The sequence below is a fragment of the Siminovitchia fortis genome (assembly GCF_003605365.2).
In the GTDB taxonomy this organism is placed as follows: Bacteria; Bacillota; Bacilli; order Bacillales; family Bacillaceae_C; genus Siminovitchia; species Siminovitchia fortis.
The window spans coordinates 23,527-49,121 of the sequence record NZ_QYTU02000027.1 but is presented as its reverse complement, the minus strand read 5'-3'; the positions used below and the strand labels follow the sequence as shown (position 1 = coordinate 49,121).

Sequence of the window (25,595 nt, the reverse complement as noted above, 5' to 3'; positions counted from 1 at the left end):
GGTTCATTTTTAGATTACCATATACAGCTATTTCCATTTTTCTTTGTCCAACCGCGGCGTCCATTGACAGCAGACTGCGATATGAATGAAATCAGAGCGTTCCTCCGCCCGAAACTAAGCGCCCTCTCACTTCCCCTTGACTTCATATATGATTTTACATATGATAGAAGCATGATGAAGAAAGAGAATAAACAACAAAGAGCCTATAGGATTATTAAGTCAAGGATTGTAGAAAAGGTTTATGTACCCGGCCAAAGGATTGTGATTGATCAGCTGGCAAGGGAATTGCAGACGAGCTCCATCCCGATAAGGGAAGCGATCCGCCAGCTAGAAGCAGAGGGGCTGATCGAATACAAGCACAATATCGGGCCGGTTGTGGCGCCGATCAATGAGTCTGAGTATTACGAGAATCTCCAGGTTCTTGCAGTCCTTGAGGGGTATGCAGTGGCATCCTGCTCGCAAAATTTCCCGGCTGCCAAGATCATGAAGCTGAAAGAAAAAAACAAACAGATGAAGGAGGCTTTGGAAGATTTCGATATCATCGGGTATGCCAAACTGAACGCAGAGTTTCACCAGCTCATATACGAGGAGAGCACAAACAAGGTTTTGATCGAAAATATCCGGAACTTATGGAAACGCCTGGACTCCATCAGGGGAATCGGATCTACGCTGTATTCCGGAAGGGTGAAGGAATCGATCAAGGAACATGAAGAAATCATCTCTTTGCTTGAGAAAAAAGCGGATCCGCAAACGGTCGAGGAATTGGTTCGCACGCATAAACTACGCACAGCGGAAGATTTTGAAAGACGCCGTTCCATGAGAATGGAAAATACGTTGGAAAGTTGAGAAACAGTACGCGTGAAGTCTGTTTCTTGTTTTTAAAAAGAAAATGTAAGCGATTTCTATTGTTCTTTTTAAAAAGTGTTTGACATGATATATGTAATCGTATATGATTTAATTGTTCAGAAAATTAATCAGCATTTAAAATAATTTTATATAGGAGGACTTGAATATGCCATCTTTTAAAGAAGCAAAAGAAAGGTTCAGAGGGTCCATTGCTCCGGTTATCACGCCTTTTAATGAAGATGAAAGCCTTGATTTGGAAACGTTTAAAAAATTGATTGATTGGCAGATTGAAAGCGGAAGCCACGGAATTTCTGTTACCGGAACAAGCGGTGAGCCCAGTTCCTTGACGGTCGAAGAAAGGGAGCTTGTCATGGAGACTGCGAAGAAAGCGGTCGCAGGCCGAGTGCCGTTTCTCCCTGGAACAGGATCCGTCAATCATAACGAAGCGATGAGATTGACGAAAGCTGCCCAGGAAATGGGTGCGGACGGGGCGATGGTCATTGTGCCTTATTACAACAGGCCGAACCAGCACGCGCTTTACAAACATTTTAAAACAATCGCCGATGCAGTTGACATTCCGATCATCCTCTATAACATCCCCGGAAGGACAGCAGTCAACCTTGAAGTGGAAACGATTGCACGCCTTGCCGAGGACTGCCCGAACATTATCGGAATCAAGGAATCTAATAAAGACTTCGAACATGTGAACCGCGTCTTGTTAAAAGCCGGCCGCGACTTCAACCTGTATTCGGGAATCGAGCTTCTTTGCTATCCGATGCTTGCGATTGGCGGAGCCGGCCACATCAGCGCCACATCCAACGTCGCGCCGGCACCGGTTGCCGAAATCTACAACGCATGGGCACGTGGTGATGTAAAACGTGCACAAGACATGCACTTTGAAATGATGGAACTGAACGACATTCTTTTTAAAGACACAAACCCTTCAGTGGCAAAAGCGGCTCTTGGCATGATGGGCAAAATCAAGCCGGTATTGCGCAAACCGATGGATATTCCATCTGAAGCTTTGCAAAAAGAACTTCGTGAAGTGCTTATAAACTATGGAATCGAACTGAAAGACGAAGTAAAGAGCTAATTTCATATACTTTCAGACAAAAAGAATTGCGGCGGGTTTTGCAAACCCGCTCTCCCTGAAACGAGAATCTTTAAGGAAGGTGACTATGTTGGCACAAAAAACAGCAGAACAGGCAAAGGTGCGCGAACACACCCGGCAACCCGATGTAAAGCTATTTATCAATGGCCAATTCACAGAATCCGAAAGCGGAGTCTACTTCGATAACCCGAGCCCATTCACAAACGAAACAATCAACCGTGTGGCAGAGGGAAGAAAAGAAGATATCGATAAAGCTGCCCAAGCGGCCAATAAAGCGTTTAAAGAAGGCCCTTGGGGTAAAATGAAAGTTTCCGAGCGCATGAAATATATTGAAAGAATCGCAGATTTGATCGATGAAGAGGCCGAGGAGCTTTCATATCTTGAATCCCTTGATACAGGACTTCCAATTGCACAGACAAGGAACATGGCGGCGCGCGCTGCGGAGAATTTCCGTTTCTATTCCCGCATGGTGCAGACAAGAATGCACGGGGAAGCTTACATGCAAAACAGCGAGTTCGTTAACTACACCGTATACAACCCGCTTGGCGTTGTCGGATTGATCACGCCATGGAACGCACCGTTCATGCTGACGACATGGAAAGTCGCACCGGCGCTTGCAACCGGCAACACCGTTGTTTTAAAACCTGCGGAGCTTTCACCGCTTACGGCGAATAAACTGGCTGAAATTATTCAAAAAGCGGAGCTTCCTGAAGGCGTATTCAACATCGTTCACGGATTCGGGGAGACAGCAGGAGCTTCACTTGTAGCCCACCCTTCAGTGGAAGCGATTTCCTTCACAGGTGAAACCGTGACAGGATCCGTCATCATTAAAAATTCAGCTGATACGTTGAAAAAGACTTCCATGGAACTTGGCGGAAAATCACCGTTGATCGTGTTTGACGATGCTGATTTCGACCGCGCGCTTGATGCGGCCGTATGGGGATTGTTCTCCTTTAACGGCGAACGCTGCACAGCGAACTCCAGAGTATTTTTACACAAAAACATCAAAGAGAAATTCGTCGAAGCGTTGAAACAAAGGGTTCAAAACATTAAAGTCGGAGACCCGATGGATTCTTCCACCCAATTGGGGCCGCTCATTGACAAAGGCCACTTTGAAAAAGTAAAAGGCTATATCGAGATCGCCAAAGAAGAAGGATGCGAAGTGATCCAGGGTATGGTTCCTGAGAAATTCAAAGCTGGAAACTATGTACCTCCAACGCTGCTTTTAAATGCGGCAAATGATATGAGAGTCGCGCAGGAAGAAATTTTCGGACCGGTCATGGCAGTCATTGAGTTTGAAACGGAAGAAGAGGTCATTCAGGCAGCAAACGATGTGAAATACGGCCTGGCAGGCTATGTCTGGACAAACGACATCAAACGGGGACACCGCGTCGCACAGGCGGTTGATGCAGGAATGCTTTGGATCAATGCCCAAAATGTGCGCGACCTCAGAATTCCGTTCGGCGGGACGAAAGCGAGCGGCATCGGGCGCGAAGGCGGGCATTACGCCATCCTTGAATTTTATACGGAACCAAAAGTCATTCACGTCGCGATCGGCGACCACCATATTCCGCAGTTCGGAAAGTGATTATAAGGAGAGTGAATATAAATGCCGGCAAAAACAGGAAAAGAGTATTTAGAACGATTAAAGAAAGCGAACAACAATGTTTACATTCATGGAGAGAGAGTCGACGATGTCACGGAGCACCCTGCCTTCAAAGGTGTCACACGCTCCATGGCGCGCTTGTACGATCTTCAATATGAAAAGCCTGAAAAGATGCTCTATACATCTCCGACAACCGGGGATAAAGTCGGGATGACTTATAAAATCCCTGAAACCATCGATGATTTGATTGCACGCCGTGAAGCGATCCAGGAATGGGCACGCACATCAGGCGGCATGATGGGACGCGCGCCGGATTACATGAACGCTGAAGTGATGGCGACCGGTGCAGCAGCAGACTTCTTCGCGGAAGCAGATCCTAGTTTTGCTGAAAACGCTAGAAAATATTACGAATATGCACGTGAAAACGACCTGAGCTTGACACATACGCTTATTCATCCGCAAGTGAACCGTGCGAAAGCACAGGCGGAGCAGAAAGATGCAAACGTGGCCCTTCACCTTGTGGAAAAAAGAAGCGACGGAATCATCGTTGACGGTGTCCGTTTGCTGGCAACGCAGGGCGGCATCACCGATGAGTTGATTGTCTTCCCGTCTACGGTCAATAAATCCGATACAAAGGACGATCCATACTCACTTGCTTTTGCCATTCCGAACAACACGGAAGGATTGAAATTCCTCAGCCGTGAAGCATTCGACTATGGCAAGTCAACCTGGGATCACCCGCTTGCCTCCCGCTTTGAAGAAGGCGATGCCATCGTATCTTTCGATAACGTCTTTGTTCCTTGGGAGCGCGTATTTGTCTGCGGAAACGCCAGCCTTTGCAACAGGACTTTTAAAGAAACAAACGCGGTTGTCCATATGTCACATCAGGTTGTTGCTAAAAATATCGTGAAAACAGAGTTCATCCTAGGTGTCGCACTCAGCATCATGGATGCTATCGGAATCGACCAATTCCAGCATGTACAGGATAAAGGCGCCGAAATCATGCTGGTGCTTGAAACAATGCGTTCCCACATGTACAAAGCGGAGCACAACGCACAAATTGACAAATGGGGCATGATGACACCTGACTTTGCGGCACTTGACGCAGCACGCAACTGGTACCCGCGCATCTATCCGCGCCTTGTTGAAATTGTACGTATCCTTGGTGCATCCGGCCTGATGGGCATTCCGACACAGGCTGACTTTGAAAATGAAGACATCGGAGCGATCCTTGACCGCGGACTCCAAGGCAAAAACCTGAACGGCTACGAGCGTGTCCAACTGTTCAGATTGGCATGGGATATGACATTAAGCGCTTTCGGAGCAAGACAGGCGCATTACGAATACTACTTCTTTGGAGATCCGATCCGCATGGGCATGACTTATTTCAACGGATACGAAAAAGACAAATATAAAGATTTCGTTTCTGAGTTTCTTAAAAAAGAACCATCATCCAAGCCGGATTTTATAAAAGCATAAGGGGGTAAAATTCTGATGGATTTTAATATCATTCGCTGCGCACGCACAGTTTTACATGTGACTGACCTGGAAGCTTCAAGAAAATTTTACGTTGATACACTCGGTTTTATTGAAACAGAATCAGATTCAGAGAATTTATATTTGAGAGGACTCGAAGAGCATAACCATCACAGCATCCACTTGAAAAAAGCGGAGAAGCCGGTTGTGGAAGCGCTTGGCTATAAGGTGGCATCAGATGCTGACCTGGATGCGCTGGATGAATTTTTTACAGCAAAAGGATATCAGACAAAATGGTTGAAAGAAGGGGAGCAGCGTGCCCTCGGGCGTGCACTACGTGTGCAGGATGTTTCGGGCCTGCCCCTGGAATTCTTTGCAAAAATGGATCATGTAGAGCGGTTGCTGCAGCGCTATGACTTGTACAGGGGAGCGCGCATCCAAAGAATCGACCATTTCAACTGTATGGTGGAAGATGTGGAAAAAGCGCAGGATTTCTACATGAAAGATCTGGGCTTCGCCTGCTCGGAGTATACGGATACAAAAGAGGGCGATGTATGGGCAACATGGCTTCACCGCAAGCAGACTGTCCATGACCAGGCGTTCATGAATGGCGAAGGGCCGCGCTTGCACCATATCGGATTCTGGCTTCCTGATCCGCTCGCATTGATCCATGCGTGCGATGTCCTGGCAGCTTCAGGATATGGAAAGAGCATCGAAAGAGGGCCTGGACGCCACGGGTTGTCCAACGCATTTTTCCTCTATTTGAGAGATCCGGACGGACACCGCCTCGAATTGTACAGCGGCGACTATTTGACAAGCGACCCGGACTTCAAGCCGATCCGCTGGGATATCGACGACCCGATGCGCCAGACATTCTGGGGCCACGAAGCACCGGACAGCTGGTTCAACGAAGCATCTGTTGTCCTGGATGTCATCAGCGGCAAGGAAGTGCCATTGAAGCAGCCGAAACTTGCGAAGCGCAAGCCTGAATTTGTGATATAAAATTTAGGGATAAGGGAAATTTTTACAAAAGGGGGAGAGTCGAATGGAAGATCGCCTGTTTAGAACAGCCATGGGAAAATTCGCAACGGGAGTGACAGTGATTACAACGAAAGTAGGGGAAAACGTGCACGGCATGACGGCCAACGCATTCATGTCGGTATCCCTGAACCCGAAGCTCGTCCTCATTTCCATCGGAGAAAAAGCGAACATGAACAAACTCATCAAAGAATCCGGCAAATTCGCCGTCAGCGTGCTGAATGAGGGCCAGCAGGATCTCTCCGCTTACTTTGCCGGCCAGGTCAAAGAAGAAAGAAACATAGAGTTCGATACGTTCAACGAACTGCCGGTCATCAAGGATGCCCTTGTCAACCTGACGTGCAACGTCCATGAATCCGTGATTGCAGGAGACCACACACTATACATCGGTGAAGTGACCGATCTCCGTGTCACAGATGGTGAGGCGCTCGGATTCTTCGAAGGTAAATATAGAAAAGTCGTTTAAAAGGGATCCCGCCCGTCTTCATGATTTGTTGGAAGGCGGACGGGATGTTTCTGTCGGGGCGAAGTGGATAAGTTGCAGAAGCCAGCCTCTAAAAGGGACAAAGGTCCAGCTGAGCTAGGGCAAGCAGAAATACCCGCGGAAAACCGGAAACACCCGCGGATAATCGGAAATACCCGTGGATAACGGAAAATACCAGCGGATAAAGGGAAATACCCGCGGATGAAATCGGAAGCACCCGCGGATAAGGGAAAATACCAGCGAGCGACTCTTGTGTGATGGCATGGAGCCGTCCAAGCCAGCTAATTTCCGCGAAGAAAATAAGGAGTGAGAATATGAGTCATGTAAAAGCGAGCCTTCATGGGCTCGGCGTTTGGGATGAGGTCCAGGCAAATACGAATGATGCAACAGTTGAACTGCACGGACAAAAGCAGCCTGTTTCAGATGTTTCCTGGAATCCGCCGGTGAAAGGAACGGTTTACGGCGTGCTGTTGAACTATCAGGGGAAATACGATGAATTGAAAGAGCAATTCAATGAGGCACCTTATAAGCAACCGCCGAAAGCTCCAATTTTATATATCAAGCCTGCCAATACATTATCAGGATGCAATCAGCCCATTCCGCTGCCGGAAGGGGAAAAAGAGCTGGAGGCCGGTGCCGCGCTTGCGGTTGTGGTTGGAAAAACTGCGACCCACATTAAAGCGGAGGACGCGTATAAATACATCGAGGGCTATACGATTGCAAATGACGTCAGCATTCCGCATGAAAGCTATTACCGCCCTGCGATCAAGCAAAAAGCGCGCGACGGATTCTGTCCGATCGGGCCGTGGATCGTTTCCCAGGACGACGTGACGGACCCGGGGGAGTTGGAAACCCGAGTTTACATCAACGGGGAATTAAAGCAGGTAAATAATACGAAGAACCTGATCCGTTCGATTCCGGTCTTGCTTGAAGATGTAACCGAATTTATGACTCTTCGAAAAGGCGACGTATTACTTGCCGGAGTTCCCGAGCAGTCGCCGCACGTAAAAGACGGAGATGAAATCCGTATTGAGATTGACGGAATCGGAGCTTTGGTGAACAAAGTCGTTTCCGAGGAAAAGCTGGCTGAAGGAGGTCATGCATCATGAAACAGGCACGGGTAGCTTGCTTTGGCGCGGTGCACGATGCTGTTGAAAAGGATGGAAAAATTGAACTTTTGGACGGCCGGATCGTTTCCGAAGATGAAGTCGTATGGCTTCCTCCCATCGAACCGAGAACTACATTCGTTCTCGCATTGAATTATTCTGACCACGCAGGCGAGCTTGCTTTTAAAGCGCCTGAAGAGCCATTGGTCTTTTTAAAAGGGCCGAATACATTTATTGGCCACAATGCGCAGACACGGCGGCCGGCAGACGTTACATACATGCACTATGAGTGCGAGCTGGCAGTTATAATCGGGAAAAAAGCAAAGAATGTGAAGCGCGAAGATGCCTATGATTACGTCAAGGGTTACACAATCGCGAACGACTACGCACTTCGGGATTATCTGGAAAATTACTATCGGCCGAACCTCCGGGTGAAAAACCGCGACACATGTACACCGCTCGGACCGTGGTTTGTGGATGCTGCTGATATAAAAGATCCGATGAATCTGAAACTCCGCACCTATGTGAACGGCGAACTGAAACAGGAAGGGACAACAAAGGATATGATTTTCGACGTTCCTTACCTGATTGAATACTTGAGCAGCTTCATGACACTGGATGAAAATGACATCATTTTAACTGGAACACCGAAAGGAACGGTGGACGTCGTTCCAGGAGATGAAGTCATCACGGAAGTCGAAGGGCTTGGCCAGTTAAAAAATACGATCGTTGGAGATGAAGTTTTTTCCATAAAAAGCAGCCCTGAAAAAAGTGCAGCCAAATAAATAAGGAGGTGGATCGCAGATGCCTCATGTCATCGTTGAATACACGGATAACATTAAAGAGGAAGCCGAAATCGGCGGCCTGCTGAAAAAAATCAACGCGTCGCTCATCGACAGCGGCGGCGTCTTTCCAATCGCGGGAATTCGCTCCCGTGCCATCGAACTGCAAGATTATGTCGTCGCCGACGGATCGGAAGATGATGCATTCGTTCATGTCGCGCTGAAAATCGGCGGCGGCCGTTCAGAAGAGCAGCTGACGGCGGCGTGCGACAAACTGTTTGAAGTCGTGAAAGAGCACTTCGCCGACTTATTTGAAAAAAGATACCTCGCATTGTCAATGGAAGTGGAAGAATTTACAAGGCCGACTTACAAACAGAATAACATTCACAAGCGATACAAAAAATAAGAACGAGTTGGAGCGCAGGCTGCCGGGACGGCGGCCTGCGCTCCAACTCTCTTATAAGCGCTCCATTTCAAAAAAGCCATCTCACATCCCGGCCTCCCGGGCGCCTGGCCGCCTCAGGCCGCAACGTCCTGTGGCTTTGTCGGCATTAGGATCTCCCTTCCGTTGGCAGGATCAGCGTCCTGCACTAGGCCCCCTGTCATCATTTTACAACCAAAAAAAGAGCTGCAGGAGCTTGCTGTCTGGCAGCAGGCTCCTGCAACTCACAATGATTAAAAGAAAAATCCGGGCTTCGCATTAAGCCCTTCTTTTCCTGTGAAGGCCCAATTCTCTCCGTTCTTGGCGAAGCATCTTGTAGATGGAAATCATCATTAATATCATGATGATTGAAAAGGGGAATGCCGCAATGATCAGCGCGTTTTGTAATGCCTGCAGACCGCCGCTGAATAGAAGAATGGAAGCCATCGCCGCAAGGAAGAAGCCCCACACCACTTTTATACTGTTAGGCGGCGTCAAGGAGCCGTATGACGTCTGCATTCCGAGCACAAATGTGGCTGAATCTGCAGAGGTGATAAAAAATATTCCGATCAAGATGACGGCAATCACTGAAAGAACCGTCGAAAACGGCATTTCATTAAAGACGGCAAAAAGCACTTCCTCCGTTGCGTATTTTGTCAGATCGGCAGCACCGGACATCTGAACGTCAATAGCCGTTGTTCCAAAGACGGCAAACCAAATAAAGCTGACGATGACAGGGAGGAGCAAGACGCCGATCATGAATTCACGTATTGTCCTTCCTTTGGAAACGCGGGCAATAAAGAGGCCGACGAACGGCGACCACGAAATCCACCAGGCCCAATAAAAGATCGTCCAACTATTGATCCATTCCCGGTGTCCTGGGTCAAGCGGCGCAATTCTGAAACTCATTGCAATAATATTTTGCACATAAGTTCCGATCGTGTCCGTAAACAGATTCAGGATGAGCAGGCTTGGGCCCAGTATGAAAACGAGCGCAGTTAATATAACCGCCAGTATCATATTCGTATTGCTTAAATATTTGATCCCTTTACTGAGGCCAGACCAGGCCGACATGACAAATAAAGCTGTCACGATCACAATAATGATCAATTGGACAGCGAAATTGTTTGGGATTCCGAATAGATAGGCAAGCCCTCCGTTGATTTGTACTGCCCCAAAACCAAGGGTTGTCGCCACGCCGACAACGGTCGCAACAACAGCGATGATGTCAACGAGCATCGCAAGCCTGCTGTTCGCATATTTTCCCAGCAAGGGACTTAGTGTTGCACTGATCAGACCAGGCCGGTCTTTACGGAAATTGAAATAGGCGAGGCACAGGCCGACCAAAGCATAGACGGACCAGGCATGGATCCCCCAATGAAAGAATGTGAAACGCATGGATTCTTTGATTGCGGCATCCGTACCGGGATCGGCAGTGGGAGGATTGATCGCATAATGGGAAATCGGTTCGGCCGCTCCCCAGAAGACAAGACCGATTCCCATGCCCGCGGAAAACAGCATGGCGAACCATGTCGGTTTGGAAAATTCGGGTTGATCATCCTGCTTTCCCAGTTTTATCGATCCAACTGGGCTAAAGATAAGAAAAAGACAGAATGCAACAACGACCGTGACTAAAATCAAATAATACCATCCGAAACCTGAAGTGACCAAAGACTCTATATTGGATGTAGCCGCTTCAAATCGGTTAGGTGCGGCAACACCGAAAACAACAGCAACCATCAAGATGGCAGCCGATACCCAAAAAACACTTGAGACTTTACTCCGCAAAACAAATTCTCTCCTTCCTGAAATGGAGACCAACATGCCTTACCATAACAATGTTAACCGTGGGATTCAAACATTTGACACGACGTTAAAAAAATTGTCATAAATTATCATACCCATGGATTGTTAAAAAAAGCTAGTGAAATCGAATCAATTTGAACAAGGGGCCTGTCCCCCACCAAATTAAAGTATTAGCGCTTTAAAGCGTCGGGGGACAGACCCCTATTAATGCTTTAAAGTAGCAGGGGCCTGGCCCCTCCGACGCAATCTGAAATCCTCAATCCGCTTTAATATGATAAAATAAAGCCATCAAGGTGCCCGGCACCTGCACATTAAGTTGCTCCCACTGAAATTGAGTGTTTGGAACCCGGACAATTCATTGAGGTGAAGACATGGATTACAAACTGCACATGCTCGGAGATAACGCGGTGGTCATAGAACTGAGTACTGAAATCAATGAAGAGACACAGCGGAAGGTTCAAACAGTTAGCCGCCTTTTGGATGAAAACAATGAGGAATGGCAAATAGAATATGTGCCGACTTTTACAGCCGTCACCTTGTATTATGATCCTTATCAAGCAGCCAAGCTGGCAAAAGAACATGAGCTTCCATATGAAACGGTCTCCAAAAAAATAGGAGAAATTTTATCCGCCTGTTCGACAGATACTAAAAACAAGCAAAGAAACGTTGAGATTCCAATCTGCTATGGCGGCGAGTTCGGCCCGGATTTGCCATTTGTCGCAAAACATAACGGTCTGACTCCAGAAGAAGTCATCCATATTCATTCAAGCAGAGAATATCTTGTTTATATGATCGGATTTGCGCCGGGTTTCCCATTCTTGGGCGGAATGTCCGAAAAAATTGCCGCTCCAAGACGAGCCACGCCAAGACAGAAAATCCCTTCCGGATCGTTGGGAATTGCCGGCAGCCAAACTGGTATCTACCCTATTGAAACACCGGGCGGCTGGCAGCTGATCGGCAGAACGCCGCTCGGCCTTTTTCAGCCTGAAAAAGAGGAGCCTTCATTGCTGCAGGCAGGGGACAGGATCAAGTTCAATCCAATCAGCGCAGAAGAGTACCATCATCGGAGGAATTCGCAGTTATGATTCGAATTTTGAAGCCCGGACTGCTGGATACAATTCAAGATTTGGGGAGAACCGGATTCCAAAAATATGGCGTTATCGTAAGCGGGGCGATGGATCCGCTCGCTTGCCGGCTGGCGAATGTACTTGTTGGCAACCCGGAAAGCGAAGCCACGCTTGAAATGACTTTGTCGGGGCCGGTTATACAGTTTGAAACAGATGCCCTGATCTCCATTTGCGGCGGTGATCTGAATCCTTTGGCAAATGGTGAGCCTGTGCCTATGTGGCGTCCTGTTTTTATAAAAAAAGGGGCAAAATTGGCCTTTGGATATGCGAAACAAGGCTGCAGGGCCTATTTGGCCGTTGCTGGCGGACTTGACGTACAGGCTGTGATGGGAAGCAAGTCAACCTATTTGCGTGCCGGCCTTGGAGGGTATCTGGGGCGCGCTTTGCAGGCTGGTGATAAAATTCCATTTGGACCGCTTTCCAACGTCTCAGAAAAACTAATAAATGCGTTAACAGGGAGAAATGACGGCAGGCCCTTTACCGCAAGCAGCTGGTGCGTCGCTCGAGATATTTATCCCTCTATGAAACGGCCTGCGGCAATCCGGGCGATCAAAGGTCCGCAGTTTCATTGGTTTGACGCAAAAAGCCAGATCGATTTTTATCAAAAAGAATATGAAGTGACTGCTCAATCTGACAGAATGGGCTATCGGTTGGAGGGACGGCCTTTGAATCTCAAGCAGCAGCGGGACATGATCTCCGATGCCATCAACTTCGGGTCGATCCAGGTTCCTCCTGACGGGAGACCAATCATTTTGATGGCAGACCGCCAAACCGTTGGAGGATACCCGAAAATCGGGCAAATTGCATCGGTCGATCTGTCGGTTGTTGCACAGACAAAGCCGGGGGAACGAATCTCTTTTACTGAAATCAGCCCCCAAGAAGCGCAAGTCTTATATATTGAGAGAGAAAAGCTCATAGAGCAAGTGAAACGGGGAATTTTTTTTAAAAATAAACCGGGAGGAAAAATGAATGTACAAAGTGGACCTCAACTGTGACATGGGCGAAAGCTTCGGACGCTTTGTCGTTGGAAACGACGATCTGCTTCTGGACTATATCACATCCGCCAACATCGCCTGCGGGTTCCATGCAGGAGACCCGTCAACAATAAAAAGAACCGTGAGGAAAGCATTGGGGAAAAACGTGGCAATCGGGGCCCATCCGGGGCTGCCGGACCTGCAGGGATTCGGGCGCAGGGAAATCAACATTTCCCCCGAGGAAGCCTATGATCTAGTAGTCTACCAGACCGGTGCATTGCAGGCGTTCGTCAAATCCGAAGGAGGCAAGCTGCAGCACGTCAAACCCCACGGCGCTTTATTCAACATGGCAGCCAAAGATGCGGCACTTGCTGAAGCCATCGCCGAAGCCGTATACAAAGTTGATCCGGAATTGATCCTTTTCGGATTGGCGGGAGCGGAACTCGTCAAGGCCGGAAAGAGAATAGGGCTCAGGACCGCAAACGAAGTTTTTTCCGACCGGACCTACCAGCTTGATGGCACACTCACTCCCAGACTTAAAAAAAATGCCTTAATCACCGATCATGAACCGGCGGCAGGACAAGTGATCCGGATGGTCAAAGAGAATAAGGTGAAGACAGTACAGGGGAAGGATATTTCCATCCAGGCGGAAACCGTCTGCATTCATGGAGATGGGGAGAGTGCCCTGGAATTTGCCCGGGCTATCCCTGAAGCCTTGAAGAAGGCAGGAATTCAGGTGGAGCCGATTGGGAAGTTTTTAGGGAGGTAGGAACCGGGTTTTTGCCTTCTATTTGGGAGAGTTGGAGCAGCCGGGAAGGAGAATCCTTCCGCCGGCTGCTCCAACTCTCTTATAAGCGCTCCAACTCTCTTATAAGCGCTCCAACTCTCTTATAAGCGCTCCAACTCTCTTATAAGCGCTCCAACTCTCTTATAAGCGCTCCAACTCTCTTATAAGCGCTCCAACTCTCTTATAAGCGCTCCAACTCTCTTATAAGCGCTCCAACTCTCTTATAAGCGCTCCAACTCTCTTATAAGCGCTCCAACTCTCTTATAAGCGCTCCAACTCTCTTATAAGCGCTCCAACTCTCTTATAAGCGCTCCAACTCTCTTATAAGCGCTCCAACTCTCTTATAAGCGCTCCAACTCTCTTATAAGCGCTCCAACTCTCTTATAAGCGCTCCAACTCTCTTATAAGCGCTCCAACTCTCTTATAAGCGCTCCAACTCTCTTATAAGCGCTCCAACTCTCTTATAAGCGCTCCAACTCTCTTATAAGCGCTCCAACTCTCTTATAAGCGCTCCAACTCTCTTATAAGCGCTCCAACTCTCTTATAAGCGCTCCAACTCTCTTATAAGCGCTCCAACTCTCTTATAAGCGCTCCAACTCTCTTATAAGCGCTCCAACTCTCTTATAAGCGCTCCAACTCTCTTATAAGCGCTCCAACTCTCTTATAAGCGCTCCAACTCTCTTATAAGCGCTCCAACTCTCTTATAAGCGCTCCAACTCTCTTATAAGCGCTCCAACTCTCTTATAAACGCTCCAACTCTCTTATAAACGCTCCAACTCTCTTATAATCGCCCCCATTCCGTATAACAACCTCCGCCATGTCCCATCTCAAAAAAAAGCCGCACCAACTGGCGCGGCTTGTCATTCTTCATATTTTTTGCTTTCGATCAAATCGCCGACCAAAATGTAGCGGTCCGGCGCATCGCCAATATAGCGGAACGGATAGCATGTGGTGACGGTCAAGGTGGCGCGAGGCTTCGGAACGATGACTGTCCGGTCGTCTGCATCCACAATTCGGACTTTCCGAATTTTATACGTGAATTCACCCTTAGACGTGGTGACGATCAATAAATCACCTTTTCCCACTTCGCCGAGCCTTCTGAAGACTGTATCCCGGTGGCCGGAAAGGACCGAATTATCTTTTTCTCCGGGAAGGACGCTGCCAGCATAATGGCCGACACCCTTTTCCAGTTCGTCTTCATCTGTTCCATGATAAATCGGCAATGTGGCGTCCAGCTTGGGGATGATCAAATCGCCGATGATTTCGCCTTCTTCAGGGCGTTCTTCATAAACGACCGTTTTTGTATCCCGTTTCACTTTTACAGGAGGTGCTTCTTCTTGTTTGACGGGTGCAGGTTCTGAACTGGCTTTATTCACGGTAAAAATCATATACCCCGTCAAAAATTTAAAGGCATTCGTCCCGGCAAGCCAAGTACCAAACCCAATCAATCCAACTGCCGCTGCAAGAAGAATGAAACGTTTCATCATGCACCTTTAGCTTTGAATTTACGGAATAAGAAGGCACCTAAGATAATAAACGCAAGTCCGGCAGCTGTCTGAGGAAGGTAGCCTCCCGCTGTGTTTGGAAGTTTTCCGCCATTAACGGTTTTGACAACAGGCTTTTTACCCTTGACTGTTTTGGCAACCGGCTTTTTGGCGGAAGCTTTGGTTGCCGTTTCCACCTTGTTTATTTTTTGTCCGGCATTATTCAAAAGATCAGAGCCAAACATTTCTTTTGTAATCAGCAGGTCGGCAAGGAATTGGCCATCTTTGGAATAAATTTTTATGAGCAAGTCAGCACCGTTGATTGTATCCATTTGAATTAATGCTGATAGAGAAATAGGCGTTTCAATGCCGTCTTTTACTAAATAGTAATCTACTTTTAATTGTAGAAGGTCCAAGAGCTCGTCCCAAATGCTGAGCAGCTCTGCGATCTGGCCTGGTGTAAGCTCAGATGCGCTGTCAAATTCCGGGAAGGACATCAAGCGGTCCCCCAAGTTTAACAGTTTGGCTAAAAATGCTTCCTGATCAGAATTTTCAAGAACTTTTTCCAAGTGAGCTTCCAATTTTTGCATTTCGTCATTAGTCAGGCCAAATCCGGCAAGGGCTTCAATGATCGCGTCTTCATCGATTGAGTCAAAAGCCAAATACAAGATCTCAGCCTCTAAATCATCAATAAAAACAAAATCACCCAAAGACATTCCGTTTTCCGCAAGAAGCTGCTCCAATTCTTTCTTTGTCATGCCGTAGTCGGCAAGCAGGGCGTTCAGGTTTTCTTTATTTATTGGGTCGCCCAAGTAATCTTTTATTTCTTTAACAGAATCGAAATCTTCAAGCGTGAAATCATGGACATCCTCAAAATATGTAACAAAATCTTCCTCAGACATTCCAATTCTTTCTAAATATTTTTGAAACTCTGGATCTTTCGGATCCACCGCCGCAAAAGCGGATAATGGCAGCGCCCAGATGGCAAGGACTGCCGCAAGCACTGCAGGCAACAAACGCTTCAATGAGACTCCCCCTTAAATTGTTAAATATCAACATAATTATAGTCGAAATCTTGTCCTGTGAATAGAGCTTTTTTTATCATATTTTCGCTTTTTTTTTGGCACATTTATTTTCAAAATGAATTAAATATATATAAAACAGGTATATAACAGATGTTGACATTATTAATCTGTTATACTACAATGTGTTTAATAACAAAAAAGGAGGCCATTTAAGATGTTGCCAATCGAATTTTACAGAAACATTCCTGCCAAACAATGCTGCCAATGCGGAGAAGAAATGCATGAAATGCACGAGTGCTATTTCAACGAGTGTGAGCGCTGCCTAAGCAAAGCAGAGGAGTAATGAAAAATTGGAAAAACTATTTGGAAACCCTCCATAATCTGCCTGTTTCCGGTTGAGACAGAGCAGATTATTTTTGTGTAAAAAAGAAGAAGCTTTCGGCTGGGCCGAAAGCTGCTGGTGTGATATATAACAGATTGGCTCCGGGTCATAGTGCCGAAGGAACGGATCGCAAACCCGAAAGCCCCAGTTCATTTCGATCATAAAACCGAACTCCCAGCTTATATCCGCCCCGTCTCTCGGATCATATCCGTCCTGTCTCGGAACATAAACCCGAGCACCCGGATCATAAACCCGCGGTTTCTGTACATATTCATTCAAACGTCCCCTGCAAATTTTCCTCAACAATTTTTACAAGTACTTCCCCAAGCTGCCGGACATCCTCCATTTCCGTTTCCCGGCCAAGCGTAATTCTGATGAATTCCTTCGCTGCTTTCACTTCAACTCCAAGTGCAATCATTGTCTTCGATGGTGCCTGCAGGCTCACCTGGCAGGCGCTTCCGGTCGAGATGGCAAATCCGCGCTGGTTTGCTTCGTTCATGACCAACTGCCCTTCAAGGCCCGCCACTCTCATGCCGATCGTGGATGGAAGGTCCGCCTCATAGACCGTGCACTTTGCCTTGACGGGCTCAAGCGATTTTAAAAATTCTCCTCGCAGCTCGTGGTAATGCTTGCTGTCAATTTCCAATCTGCTCACAGCTTTTTCCGCTGCCGCTGCCATGGCGGCAATCCCTGGTACGTTCACCGTTCCCGGCCGGAATCCTCCTTCGTGCGTTGTACTTGGAACATAGGGATCCCATCGCAAGGCAGGATTCAGATAAACGGCTCCAACTCCTTTTGGCCCGTAAAATTTATGGCCGGAAATTGTCAGGCTGTCAACGGAACGGGCGACCGCAGTCAAATCCACCTTACCGAAAGACTGGACGCAGTCACTGTGAAAAAGAATATCGTTTTCCCTGCAGATTCGGCTTATTTCTTCAATCGGCTGCAGCGTTCCGATTTCCGGGTTGGCATGCTGGATGCTTGCCAAAACCGTATTATGGCGGACAGCATTCCCGAATGCGCTCACATCAATCCGCCCGTCCGGAGCAAAAGGAAGCATCGTGATATCCCAGCCTGCCTTCTGCAATTTTTCCATTGTATTTAAAACGGAGGAATGTTCAGCCATTCCGGTGATGATGTGCTTTCCTCTTTTTACCTTGCCAGACAATAATGTTTGAATGGCCAAAAAATTGCCTTCGGATCCGCTGCCTGTAAAAAATACCCCGTCCTTCGATACACCGAAAAAGCGTGCGAACTGGGCCCGGCTGTATTCCAAAAGCTCATTTGCCTGATCCCCGGCATCATGGAGGCTGCTCGAATTTCCGTAGTAAGAAGATGCCGCTTTTACATACACTTCCGCCGCTTCCCGATCGAGCGGGCAGGAAGCTGAATAATCGAAATATTTCACCTGGCAAACCTGCTTTCTATGAATTTTGTAAAAAACTCTTGTCATAAGTCTAATTCTATGTAAATATAAGTGTCAAGACACCTGTAAATATACGGAGGCATGTGATGACAAAAGCGGATGTTCTTATAATCGGAAGCGGTGTGGCTGCATTGCAATTGGCGAAGCGCCTTCGTGATGATAAGAATGTGATAATTATCACAAAGTCTTTTTTGAAGAATGGAAATTCCAATCTGGCGCAGGGAGGGATTGCCGCTGCCATCGGGAAAAATGATCATCCCGACAGCCACTTTGCCGATACGCTGGAAGCCGGCGGATTCCATAATGACCGCGCCGCCGTGCTGGCGGTGACAAAGGAAGCACCGGATCTGATCGAAGAGCTTTCGGAAGAAGGCTGCCGGTTCGACACAGATGAACAGGGCGGACTTCTGCTTGGAATGGAAGGTGCGCACAGTGAAAATCGGATCGTCCATGGAGGCGGGGATGCGACAGGCCGGCGGATTATGGAACATCTTGCGTCTGCTGCTGCCGGTAAATGTACAATCTTTGAAAATACGTTTGTATTTGATTTAATCATAGATTCCAGCGGCCGCTGCATCGGGGCCAAAGGAAAAAACGCAGATGGAAACATCGAATCGTTTTTTGCTAACCACGTTGTTTTGGCTACAGGAGGCTGCGGCCAGCTTTACAGCCACACATCCAATGCCGAAACCGTGACGGGCGATGGCATTGCGCTTGCTTACAAAGCGGGGGCGGAAATCGCCGACATGGAATTTGTCCAATTTCACCCAACCCTGCTTTATTTGAATGGAAAAACGCACGGTTTGATTTCAGAAGCCGTCCGCGGAGATGGCGGAAGGCTCGTTACCGAGGCGGGAGTACCGATCATGGAAGGCGTCCACCCGATGGGAGACCTGGCGCCGCGGCATATCGTCGCCCAAAAAATCTACGATTATTTACGTGAAGGAACATCCATTTATTTGGACGTATCGGCCATTAAAAATTTTGCTGAGCGGTTCCCGACGATTACCGCTTTGTGTGAAAAAAATCACGTGGAGTGGAAAAGCCGGATCCCCGTTGCGCCGGGAAGCCACTTTTTAATGGGCGGTGTGAAAACCGACCTCATCGGGCGGACAAGCATCAAAGGGTTGTATGCAATCGGTGAGGCTGCCTGCACAGGCTTGCACGGAGCGAACCGATTGGCAAGCAACTCGCTGCTTGAAGGACTTTTTATGGGAAAAAAATTGTCCGAATGGATCAATGAGGGCAGACGGGATGAGGTGGGCATCGAATTTACGGAAATCAGGCGTCCTCTATCCGGCTGTATTCGACTGCCGGAAATCAAGGATATCAAACGAACCATGATGGAGAATACAGGGATTGTCCGGTCTGAAGAAGGTTTACTCAAACAAAAGCGATGGCTGGAAAGCTTTCAATTAGAAGAATGGCTGAACGCGGACCTGGGGCATTTGAACTTTGAAGAAATGACGCGGGCGTTCATGCTTATCACATCATGGCTGATTACGGATTCAGCACTCAAAAGAACAGAAAGCAGGGGAGGACACTTTCGCAGCGACCACCCTTGTGAAAAAAATCACGATTGGATGGGCAGGCAAATCATCCAAAAAAGGAATGATCAAAATGAACAAATTGAAACTGCGGTTGCAACTTGAACAATTTTTCCTTGAAGATGTCGGAGACCGTGACGTAACCAGCCAAATATTTGGGGACGGGCAGTGTGGTGAAGTCAATTTTATCGCAAAAGAAAGCGGAATATTCTGCGGGGAAGAGATCATCAGGACGGGATACTCCATCCTAGATCCGGAGCTGCGGTGTGAAGTCTTTGTCCGTGACGGAGAAAATATCGCGGCAGGACAGCTGCTTGCGAAAGTGCGGGGGCCGGTGGCAAGCCTGTTAAAAGGAGAGCGCGTCATTCTGAACCTCGTGCAAAGGATGAGCGGCATTGCGACAAAAACGCGCCAAGCGGTTGAGGTTCTGAACAGTGACCATACGAAAATTTGTGATACAAGGAAAACAACGCCTGGTTTGCGGATGCTTGAAAAATACGCCGTCCGATGCGGAGGCGGGCAGAACCACCGCTACGGCCTGTACGATGGGGCGATGCTGAAAGACAACCACATCGCCTTCGCAGGGTCGATCGCCAATGCGGTTGCAGCCGTTCGGGAAAAGGCGGGCCATATGGTCAAAATCGAAGTCGAAACCGAGACGAAGGAAATGGTGCTCGAAGCCGCAGCCGCCAAAGCCGACGTCATCATGTTCGACAACAGGACGCCGGAGGAAATCCGGGAGTGGATCGAACTGGTTCCGGAAGGAATTGTCACAGAGGCATCAGGCGGGATCACGATGGATAATCTTGCTTCCTATGGGGATACCGGCGTCGATTATATTTCACTGGGATTCTTGACTCACTCCGTTTCTGCGCTGGATATAAGCGCGAAGGTGAAGGTGGGGGATTGAGCGGAAGAAGGAGTCTCGGATGCCTTACCTGTATACGGGCTTTTGAAAATACTCTTCGGAAACTTCCGGCTATCGGAAAATACTCTTAAGAATTCATAAACACTATTCAAAATTCGGGACCACTTTCCTATCCGGTTTTTATTATCAAAAAACGCTGGGCACAAGCCTGCCCGCTAAAGGAGGATATAGGGGTATGACTATTTTTCAAACGTTGGAAAAGCAGACGAATGTGCTGCCTGAAAAGTACCGCAACATGTCAGCGGAGGAATTGGAGGGGAGGGTGCGCGCCGTGAAGGCCGCACTTGGAAGCAAGCTGTATATTCCCGGACATCACTACCAAAAAGATGAAATTATCCAATTCGCCGATGCTGCCGGCGATTCGCTGCAGCTCGCACAGCTTTGCGAAAAGAATGAAGAAGCGGAGCACATCGTTTTTTGCGGCGTCCATTTTATGGCAGAGACCGCGGATATCTTGACGGCAAAGGATCAAAAAGTGTATTTGCCGGACATGCGGGCGGGCTGTTCAATGGCGGACATGGCCGACATTTATCAGACTGAACGCGCGTGGGAGAAGCTGACTGCCATATTCGGAGACACGATTCTGCCGCTCACTTACGTCAATTCGACCGCTGCGATCAAGTCGTTCGTCGGCGAAAATGGCGGCGCAACCGTCACTTCGTCCAACGCTGAAGATATGGTCCGCTGGGCGTTCGGGCAAAAGGAAAGAATCCTGTTTTTACCGGATCAGCACCTCGGGCGCAACACTGCGTACAATTTAGGCGTGGGCTTGGATGAAATGGCCGTCTGGAACCCAATCACCGATGAATTGGAGTTCGACGGGCCTGTTGAGACAATAAAAGTCCTGCTTTGGAAGGGGCATTGCTCCGTTCATGAGAATTTTACTGTAAAAAATATCGAAGATGTCCGGAATGAATATCCTGAAATGAAAGTGCTCGTCCATCCGGAATGCTCGCGTGAAGTCGTGGCTCTTTCGGATTTGAATGGGTCGACAAGCTTTATTATCAATGTGATTGAAAATGCGGAACCGGGGTCGGCCTGGGCGATCGGAACAGAAATGAATCTGGTGAACCGCCTGATCAAGGATCATCCGGACAAACATATCATTTCGTTGAATCCGCATATGTGCCCGTGTTTGACAATGAACCGGATCGACTTGCCGCACCTCGTTTGGTGTCTAGAAACGATCGAAGAAGGCGGGGAGCACAACGTGATCAAAGTAGATGATAAAACCGCAAAATTTGCAAAGCTGGCGCTGGATCGCATGTTGGAACTTTCATAAGTTCAGTTGGAAAAACGCCTGAGGGCGTTTTTTCATTTTCGTATAGAAAATTGACGTGTATCAAGGGCCGATCCAACGCCCGTTAACGCTGAAAAAGCACCTGCGCGGTCAATGGCGTGCCGCTCCGATTAAATGATTATGTAATAAATTTCAAATTCATTTTATAGAGCCTTTTTAAGCCACCCTCCGCATTTGCTGTCACAAGAATAATCGAACATATTTCGGCCATGATAATACCGAATGCAGCAGAAACCTGAAGCGATATCGGAGGGAATAGCATGGTGAAAGACTCAGAAGCACACAGAGAACCGAGAAATGGGAATGGCAAACGGCCGGATGAGCAAAAACAAAAGAAAGGCAAATCCACTGCTCGCAATACGAGAAATTAAAAGTGCTGCCTAACAGGGTTCATTCAAAGCCCAAAATGAGCAGGAGCAAAAAGCCCTCTAAGCAATCAGCTGCTTAAAGGGCATTTTTGTGTATGGCATTGCCCTTAAAATCAAACTGAAACCTCTCCCCATTAAAATGGGGAGGTTCCCGGACCCTAAAGGGTCACGGTTCCATTGCGACAAATCGCAATGGCGCGTGTGTACTTTGTGCTTTTCCCTTTCCGGATGAGGTTCTGGCTGCGGACTGGAGCTTTTCCACACGACGTTCGCGCACAAATCGTTCTGTCGAACGAGGGGACTCGCTCGAGGCTTCCCTTGCGGTCGGCTCTCACAACTTAACGTACGCATCCGGTGTTTGACCTACACAACACCAATAGACATTTGCACCCACTGTCTCACGACAGGAGATATGCCTATCTTTCGTGGGTTTCATCACGACAAAGGTTATACTTCGAACTCACGTTCTGTATTAATAATATAATATTTAAAAAATAAATGCAAGGGACGATTTCTTTTTTAAATCTATGCTACTGGCATTCATCCCGGCATTAAAATACCGGGCCTTCTGCCAGTCGTTCGTAAACCGGACTAAATCTTATCCATCTTCCGACACGCTCAACTCCCGGATCGCCTTCCCTTCCACAAAATCCGGCTGCCTGACGCCGAGCAGTTCGTAAAGCGTTGGAGCGATATCCAGTGTTGAAACGGGCGTTTCGATTGTACCCGCAGAAATTCCATCACCCGCTGCAATGAAAATTGGAAACAATTCCGGTCTTGATGGGTCGCCGCCATGGTTTCCAAGTTCATCAGGCATCATGACTTCATTTCCTTCGTCCTGAGCCATATAGTAGCCCTTTTTTGCCACTAAAATGACGTCCCCTGCGTTTTCATGATTGACTGCAGCTGTCCGGCCGCGCAAAAGCACGTCCTGATACGGTCTGATTTTTTCTTCACTCGCCAGGCTGACGGCCTTCTTCACAGATCCGGCTGCGCCAGTAACATTTCCTTTCTCATGAACAATCTTGTCCCACCATGCGGCAAACCCATAAAATACATAATCCTGAAGTGGGAAATGCTTTTTTTCAACTTCCGCTTTTTTAAAAACATCAACAACTTCCCGCCGCACCGCTTCATATTCATCTTTTCCGACAATCCCGCCTTTTTCGCGGCCGCGCAAGTTGATATATACATGCGCAATGGAGCCGCTCGATACGGCAAAAGCCTTCGATTTCGAAACGTCCACTTTCCCGTCCCTGTCCTGCACGAGGAGTCCTGACTTCTTCAGCTCCTCATTGGGCGACAGCTTCGAATGCACCGGCTCCATGCCGTGGTCGGAAACGAGGAAAAGGCGGTCCTTTGCACCCAGCTTAGGAAGAATCTGCCCAAGCATGTCATCGGCCAAACGGTATGACCAGTGGATATAACCCATATACTGCCTGGACCGTTCCTCCGAATAACCCGGCTGGCGCGGATCTGCAAGCAAATATTTGTGGGATTCATGGTCGACTTGCGGATAGTAAAAAAATAGTAAATCCGGGCTGTATTTCTCTTTAATATACAGCGATACATCTGTCGTCCACTGTGCAAACCGCTCGCAGATTTCTTCATATTCCTTACGTGTAATCCATTTTTTCACAAGTGCAATATCATCGTCCTGCACGGGAAAAAATCCGAACTTCTCGTTGATTTCTTTTTTAAATCCCGGGGGGCCGGCAATCTCGGCAGACGTTACGGCAGTCCGGTACAACTTTGCATCGGACAAATCCGGCTTGGAAGATTTCAGCTTAAAAGAAAATCCGGCCAAATCCCCGCTTTCTGTATAAAAAGAAAGAGAGCCCCATTCGTTCAAGGCAACCTTCTCCGCATTCTTCATGTCCGGATCAAATGAAACATGAAATGTGTTGGAATCGGCTGCCTGAATATAAACTTTGTAATTTTTACTTAACGCAAACTCCGCTTTTTTCTCCTTAAAATGAATCGGAACAAGTTCACTTTCCGCCCATGTCTTTCCATAATAGATGGCGTAATCCGCCTGGTTCCCGAACTTGGGATTTGAGCCGGGAAACAGGATGGCGGCAGTCGTTTTTCCTTCTTTTCGTGCTTTCGACCAGATCGGCTCCGCATCAAGCGGAGAAAAAAATGCGTTGTCCCTGTCCGGTAATTTTTGGCCCGGCTTGTGGATCTCATTGCTCACCATTCCTGTTTTGGAAGGGGATGCCCCTGTTGCAATTGCGGCATGGGAAGCTGAGGTCAGGGAGGGATAAACCGTTTCTATTTTTTCAGCGTACATTCCTGTTTCAGCTACTTTTTTAAAGTGGGGCATCGACCCATTTTTCATAAAATCCCCCAAAAAATCATGCCGCATCCCGTCAAAAGAAATGACCACCTGAGTTTCTGCTGATGCAATGGAAGGAAAAATCAGCACACAAAAAATAAATATAAAAGCCGTTCTTATTTTCATGGCAAGTCACCTGTCTCTTAGCTGCTTTTACAATGTTATTTCCCTTTAAATTCAAGGGAAAACTAACAGAGAACTTTGACAAAGGCCTTCGTGTGTATTATGATAGCGTATTATTCGTATCAATTTTTTTCTGAAAAATTAATATAAGAGAGGAAGAAGACGGTGGGCAACCCTTTAATACTTCAATCGGATTTTGGCTTGGGTGACGGGGCGGTCAGCGCCATGTACGGAGTGGCGAATTGCGTGGACCAGAATCTGAGAATCTATAATTTGACACATGAAATCCCCCCGTTTGATATATGGGAAGGCTCTTACCGGCTGCTGCAGACAATTGCCTACTGGCCGGAGAATTCGGTCTTTGTCTCGGTCGTCGATCCGGGAGTGGGCACCGACCGCCGCAGCGTTGTCGCCCGGACCGCGTCCAACCATTTCATCGTCACCCCGGATAACGGGACGCTCACGCATGTACATAAAGAAATCGGGATCACCGGGATGAGGCTGATCGACGAAACCGTCAACCGCCTGCCGAATTCAGGCGCTTCCCATACATTCCATGGCAGGGATATTTATGCCTATACAGGCGCGCGGCTCGCTGCCGGAGTCATCAGCTTTGAACAGGTGGGGCCACAGATCGATCTTGAAAAACTCGTCATGCTTCCTTCCATGGATGCCTACATGGCGGACGGGGTGCTGCATGGAATCATCGATGTTCTCGATGTCCGTTATGGAAATGTATGGACAAATATCAGCCGCTCTCTGTTGGTCGACCTGCAAGTCCAGTACGGAGATTTAGTAAAAGTTACGATCGAACACGAATCCGCTATTGTATTTGAGCGGGAAATGATCTACGGGAGATCCTTCGCTGCCACCGAAAAAGGGGAATCGTTGATATACATCAACTCGCTTGACAACATCGCAGTTGCCATCAACCAGCAATCCTTTGCGCAAAAATACAAAATCGGAACCGGCGTCGACTGGAAAGTCTTTATCAAAAAATCATAAACGGGGCCTGTCCCCCAGCGCGTTAACGCATTAACACAGTGGGGGACAGTCCCCCGTCACGGTAACGCTTTAAAGCAGTGGGGGACAGTCCCCAAAGAAAGGCAG

At 47.9% G+C, this 25,595-nt stretch carries 22 protein-coding genes; 17 read left to right on the top strand and 5 right to left on the bottom strand.

Annotated elements, in window-relative coordinates; all coding sequences use genetic code 11:
- The 9 genes from D4N35_RS12335 to D4N35_RS12295 all read left to right on the top strand — a co-directional run.
- A partial coding sequence (locus tag D4N35_RS12335) for a GntR family transcriptional regulator (RefSeq protein ID WP_438944417.1) occupies positions 1–846 on the top strand: 846 nt, incomplete at its 5' end.
- Between the two features lie 166 nt (positions 847–1,012).
- A complete protein-coding gene (gene hpaI / locus D4N35_RS12330) occupies positions 1,013–1,939 on the top strand; it encodes a 2,4-dihydroxyhept-2-ene-1,7-dioic acid aldolase (protein WP_120074045.1) in 927 nt (308 codons plus the stop codon).
- Positions 1,940–2,024: 85 nt separating this feature from the next.
- A complete protein-coding gene (gene hpaE, locus D4N35_RS12325) occupies positions 2,025–3,545 on the top strand; it encodes a 5-carboxymethyl-2-hydroxymuconate semialdehyde dehydrogenase (RefSeq protein WP_120074044.1) in 1,521 nt (506 codons plus the stop codon).
- Positions 3,546–3,566: 21 nt separating this feature from the next.
- On the top strand, positions 3,567–5,042 hold the full coding sequence (gene hpaB, locus D4N35_RS12320; protein ID WP_120074043.1) for a 4-hydroxyphenylacetate 3-monooxygenase, oxygenase component: 1,476 nt from the start codon (positions 3,567–3,569) through the stop codon (positions 5,040–5,042).
- Positions 5,043–5,057: 15 nt separating this feature from the next.
- Positions 5,058–6,041 (top strand): 3,4-dihydroxyphenylacetate 2,3-dioxygenase, encoded by a 984-nt coding sequence (gene hpaD, locus D4N35_RS12315; RefSeq protein ID WP_120074042.1) that lies wholly within the window; start codon positions 5,058–5,060, stop codon positions 6,039–6,041.
- A gap of 43 nt (positions 6,042–6,084) precedes the next feature.
- Positions 6,085–6,543: a flavin reductase family protein gene (locus tag D4N35_RS12310; protein ID WP_120074041.1), complete on the top strand. Its 459-nt coding sequence runs from the start codon at positions 6,085–6,087 to the stop codon at positions 6,541–6,543.
- 332 nt (positions 6,544–6,875) lie between these two features.
- The gene (locus D4N35_RS12305; RefSeq protein ID WP_120074040.1) at positions 6,876–7,670 is read left to right on the top strand and encodes a fumarylacetoacetate hydrolase family protein; all 795 of its coding nucleotides are present in this window, start codon (positions 6,876–6,878) and stop codon (positions 7,668–7,670) included.
- Complete coding sequence (locus D4N35_RS12300) at positions 7,667–8,452, top strand: fumarylacetoacetate hydrolase family protein (RefSeq protein ID WP_120074039.1); 786 nt, start codon at positions 7,667–7,669, stop codon at positions 8,450–8,452. Before D4N35_RS12305 ends, D4N35_RS12300 begins: the two co-directional genes overlap by 4 nt.
- 19 nt (positions 8,453–8,471) lie before the next feature.
- Positions 8,472–8,855 (top strand): 5-carboxymethyl-2-hydroxymuconate Delta-isomerase, encoded by a 384-nt coding sequence (locus D4N35_RS12295; protein WP_120074038.1) that lies wholly within the window; start codon positions 8,472–8,474, stop codon positions 8,853–8,855.
- 294 nt (positions 8,856–9,149) lie between these two features.
- On the opposite strand, the gene D4N35_RS12290 is transcribed toward D4N35_RS12295, so the two are convergent.
- On the bottom strand, positions 9,150–10,694 hold the full coding sequence (locus tag D4N35_RS12290) for a glycine betaine uptake BCCT transporter (protein ID WP_120074037.1): 1,545 nt from the start codon (positions 10,692–10,694) through the stop codon (positions 9,150–9,152).
- A 353-nt stretch (positions 10,695–11,047) separates the two neighbouring features.
- Here D4N35_RS12290 and pxpB point away from each other — a divergent pair, with 353 nt between their 5' ends.
- Genes pxpB through D4N35_RS12275 form a run of 3 tightly spaced genes read left to right on the top strand, consistent with a single transcriptional unit; the run spans position 11,048 to position 13,546 of the window.
- Entirely contained in the window at positions 11,048–11,761 is a 714-nt protein-coding gene (gene pxpB, locus D4N35_RS12285) for a 5-oxoprolinase subunit PxpB (RefSeq protein WP_120074035.1), read from the top strand.
- On the top strand, positions 11,758–12,798 hold the full coding sequence (locus D4N35_RS12280; protein ID WP_120074033.1) for a 5-oxoprolinase subunit C family protein: 1,041 nt from the start codon (positions 11,758–11,760) through the stop codon (positions 12,796–12,798). Before pxpB ends, D4N35_RS12280 begins: the two co-directional genes overlap by 4 nt.
- Positions 12,773–13,546: a LamB/YcsF family protein gene (locus D4N35_RS12275; protein ID WP_120074031.1), complete on the top strand. Its 774-nt coding sequence runs from the start codon at positions 12,773–12,775 to the stop codon at positions 13,544–13,546. Before D4N35_RS12280 ends, D4N35_RS12275 begins: the two co-directional genes overlap by 26 nt.
- An 878-nt stretch (positions 13,547–14,424) precedes the next feature.
- Here the strand turns inward: D4N35_RS12275 and srtD are convergent.
- Both srtD and D4N35_RS12265 read right to left on the bottom strand, forming a co-directional pair.
- The gene (gene srtD, locus D4N35_RS12270; protein WP_120074029.1) at positions 14,425–15,048 is read right to left on the bottom strand and encodes a class D sortase, LPxTATN-specific; all 624 of its coding nucleotides are present in this window, start codon (positions 15,046–15,048) and stop codon (positions 14,425–14,427) included.
- A complete protein-coding gene (locus tag D4N35_RS12265) occupies positions 15,048–16,073 on the bottom strand; it encodes a processed acidic surface protein (RefSeq protein ID WP_120074027.1) in 1,026 nt (341 codons plus the stop codon). The genes srtD and D4N35_RS12265 overlap by 1 nt, the downstream gene beginning before the upstream one ends.
- Before the next feature lie 214 nt (positions 16,074–16,287).
- Here D4N35_RS12265 and yhfH point away from each other — a divergent pair, with 214 nt between their 5' ends.
- On the top strand, positions 16,288–16,416 hold the full coding sequence (yhfH, locus tag D4N35_RS12260) for a protein YhfH (protein WP_120074025.1): 129 nt from the start codon (positions 16,288–16,290) through the stop codon (positions 16,414–16,416).
- A 310-nt stretch (positions 16,417–16,726) separates the two neighbouring features.
- Here yhfH and D4N35_RS12255 read toward each other — a convergent pair whose 3' ends face one another.
- Positions 16,727–17,863: an IscS subfamily cysteine desulfurase gene (locus tag D4N35_RS12255; protein ID WP_120074021.1), complete on the bottom strand. Its 1,137-nt coding sequence runs from the start codon at positions 17,861–17,863 to the stop codon at positions 16,727–16,729.
- A gap of 104 nt (positions 17,864–17,967) precedes the next feature.
- Here D4N35_RS12255 and nadB point away from each other — a divergent pair, with 104 nt between their 5' ends.
- The 3 genes from nadB to nadA all read left to right on the top strand — a co-directional run bounded on the left by nadB (position 17,968) and on the right by nadA (position 21,638).
- Positions 17,968–19,533: an L-aspartate oxidase gene (nadB, locus tag D4N35_RS12250; protein WP_120074019.1), complete on the top strand. Its 1,566-nt coding sequence runs from the start codon at positions 17,968–17,970 to the stop codon at positions 19,531–19,533.
- The gene (nadC, locus tag D4N35_RS12245) at positions 19,502–20,338 is read left to right on the top strand and encodes a carboxylating nicotinate-nucleotide diphosphorylase (protein WP_120074049.1); all 837 of its coding nucleotides are present in this window, start codon (positions 19,502–19,504) and stop codon (positions 20,336–20,338) included. Before nadB ends, nadC begins: the two co-directional genes overlap by 32 nt.
- A gap of 193 nt (positions 20,339–20,531) precedes the next feature.
- Complete coding sequence (gene nadA, locus D4N35_RS12240; RefSeq protein ID WP_120074017.1) at positions 20,532–21,638, top strand: quinolinate synthase NadA; 1,107 nt, start codon at positions 20,532–20,534, stop codon at positions 21,636–21,638.
- 984 nt (positions 21,639–22,622) lie between these two features.
- Here nadA and D4N35_RS12235 read toward each other — a convergent pair.
- On the bottom strand, positions 22,623–24,488 hold the full coding sequence (locus D4N35_RS12235; protein ID WP_120074015.1) for an alkaline phosphatase family protein: 1,866 nt from the start codon (positions 24,486–24,488) through the stop codon (positions 22,623–22,625).
- Positions 24,489–24,650: 162 nt separating this feature from the next.
- On the opposite strand from D4N35_RS12235, the gene D4N35_RS12230 reads away from it, so the two are divergent.
- Positions 24,651–25,490: an SAM hydrolase/SAM-dependent halogenase family protein gene (locus D4N35_RS12230; protein WP_120074013.1), complete on the top strand. Its 840-nt coding sequence runs from the start codon at positions 24,651–24,653 to the stop codon at positions 25,488–25,490.
- Positions 25,491–25,595 lie beyond the last annotated feature (105 nt).

What these genes read in the sequence shown, in the direction of transcription:
- nadC (WP_120074049.1), top strand. Translation starts at nt 19,502, where the DNA reads ATGAACAAATTGAAACTGCGGTTGCAACTTGAACAATTTTTCCTTGAA.
- nadB (WP_120074019.1), top strand. Translation starts at nt 17,968, where the DNA reads ATGACAAAAGCGGATGTTCTTATAATCGGAAGCGGTGTGGCTGCATTG.
- D4N35_RS12275 (WP_120074031.1), top strand. Translation starts at nt 12,773, where the DNA reads ATGTACAAAGTGGACCTCAACTGTGACATGGGCGAAAGCTTCGGACGC.
- D4N35_RS12310 (WP_120074041.1), top strand. Translation starts at nt 6,085, where the DNA reads ATGGAAGATCGCCTGTTTAGAACAGCCATGGGAAAATTCGCAACGGGA.
- D4N35_RS12280 (WP_120074033.1), top strand. Translation starts at nt 11,758, where the DNA reads ATGATTCGAATTTTGAAGCCCGGACTGCTGGATACAATTCAAGATTTG.
- hpaE (WP_120074044.1), top strand. Translation starts at nt 2,025, where the DNA reads ATGTTGGCACAAAAAACAGCAGAACAGGCAAAGGTGCGCGAACACACC.
- D4N35_RS12290 (WP_120074037.1), bottom strand. Translation starts at nt 10,694, where the DNA reads ATGTTGGTCTCCATTTCAGGAAGGAGAGAATTTGTTTTGCGGAGTAAA.
- D4N35_RS12295 (WP_120074038.1), top strand. Translation starts at nt 8,472, where the DNA reads ATGCCTCATGTCATCGTTGAATACACGGATAACATTAAAGAGGAAGCC.
- nadA (WP_120074017.1), top strand. Translation starts at nt 20,532, where the DNA reads ATGACTATTTTTCAAACGTTGGAAAAGCAGACGAATGTGCTGCCTGAA.
- hpaD (WP_120074042.1), top strand. Translation starts at nt 5,058, where the DNA reads ATGGATTTTAATATCATTCGCTGCGCACGCACAGTTTTACATGTGACT.
- D4N35_RS12300 (WP_120074039.1), top strand. Translation starts at nt 7,667, where the DNA reads ATGAAACAGGCACGGGTAGCTTGCTTTGGCGCGGTGCACGATGCTGTT.
- yhfH (WP_120074025.1), top strand. Translation starts at nt 16,288, where the DNA reads ATGTTGCCAATCGAATTTTACAGAAACATTCCTGCCAAACAATGCTGC.
- srtD (WP_120074029.1), bottom strand. Translation starts at nt 15,048, where the DNA reads ATGAAACGTTTCATTCTTCTTGCAGCGGCAGTTGGATTGATTGGGTTT.
- hpaB (WP_120074043.1), top strand. Translation starts at nt 3,567, where the DNA reads ATGCCGGCAAAAACAGGAAAAGAGTATTTAGAACGATTAAAGAAAGCG.
- D4N35_RS12235 (WP_120074015.1), bottom strand. Translation starts at nt 24,488, where the DNA reads ATGAAAATAAGAACGGCTTTTATATTTATTTTTTGTGTGCTGATTTTT.
- hpaI (WP_120074045.1), top strand. Translation starts at nt 1,013, where the DNA reads ATGCCATCTTTTAAAGAAGCAAAAGAAAGGTTCAGAGGGTCCATTGCT.
- pxpB (WP_120074035.1), top strand. Translation starts at nt 11,048, where the DNA reads ATGGATTACAAACTGCACATGCTCGGAGATAACGCGGTGGTCATAGAA.
- D4N35_RS12305 (WP_120074040.1), top strand. Translation starts at nt 6,876, where the DNA reads ATGAGTCATGTAAAAGCGAGCCTTCATGGGCTCGGCGTTTGGGATGAG.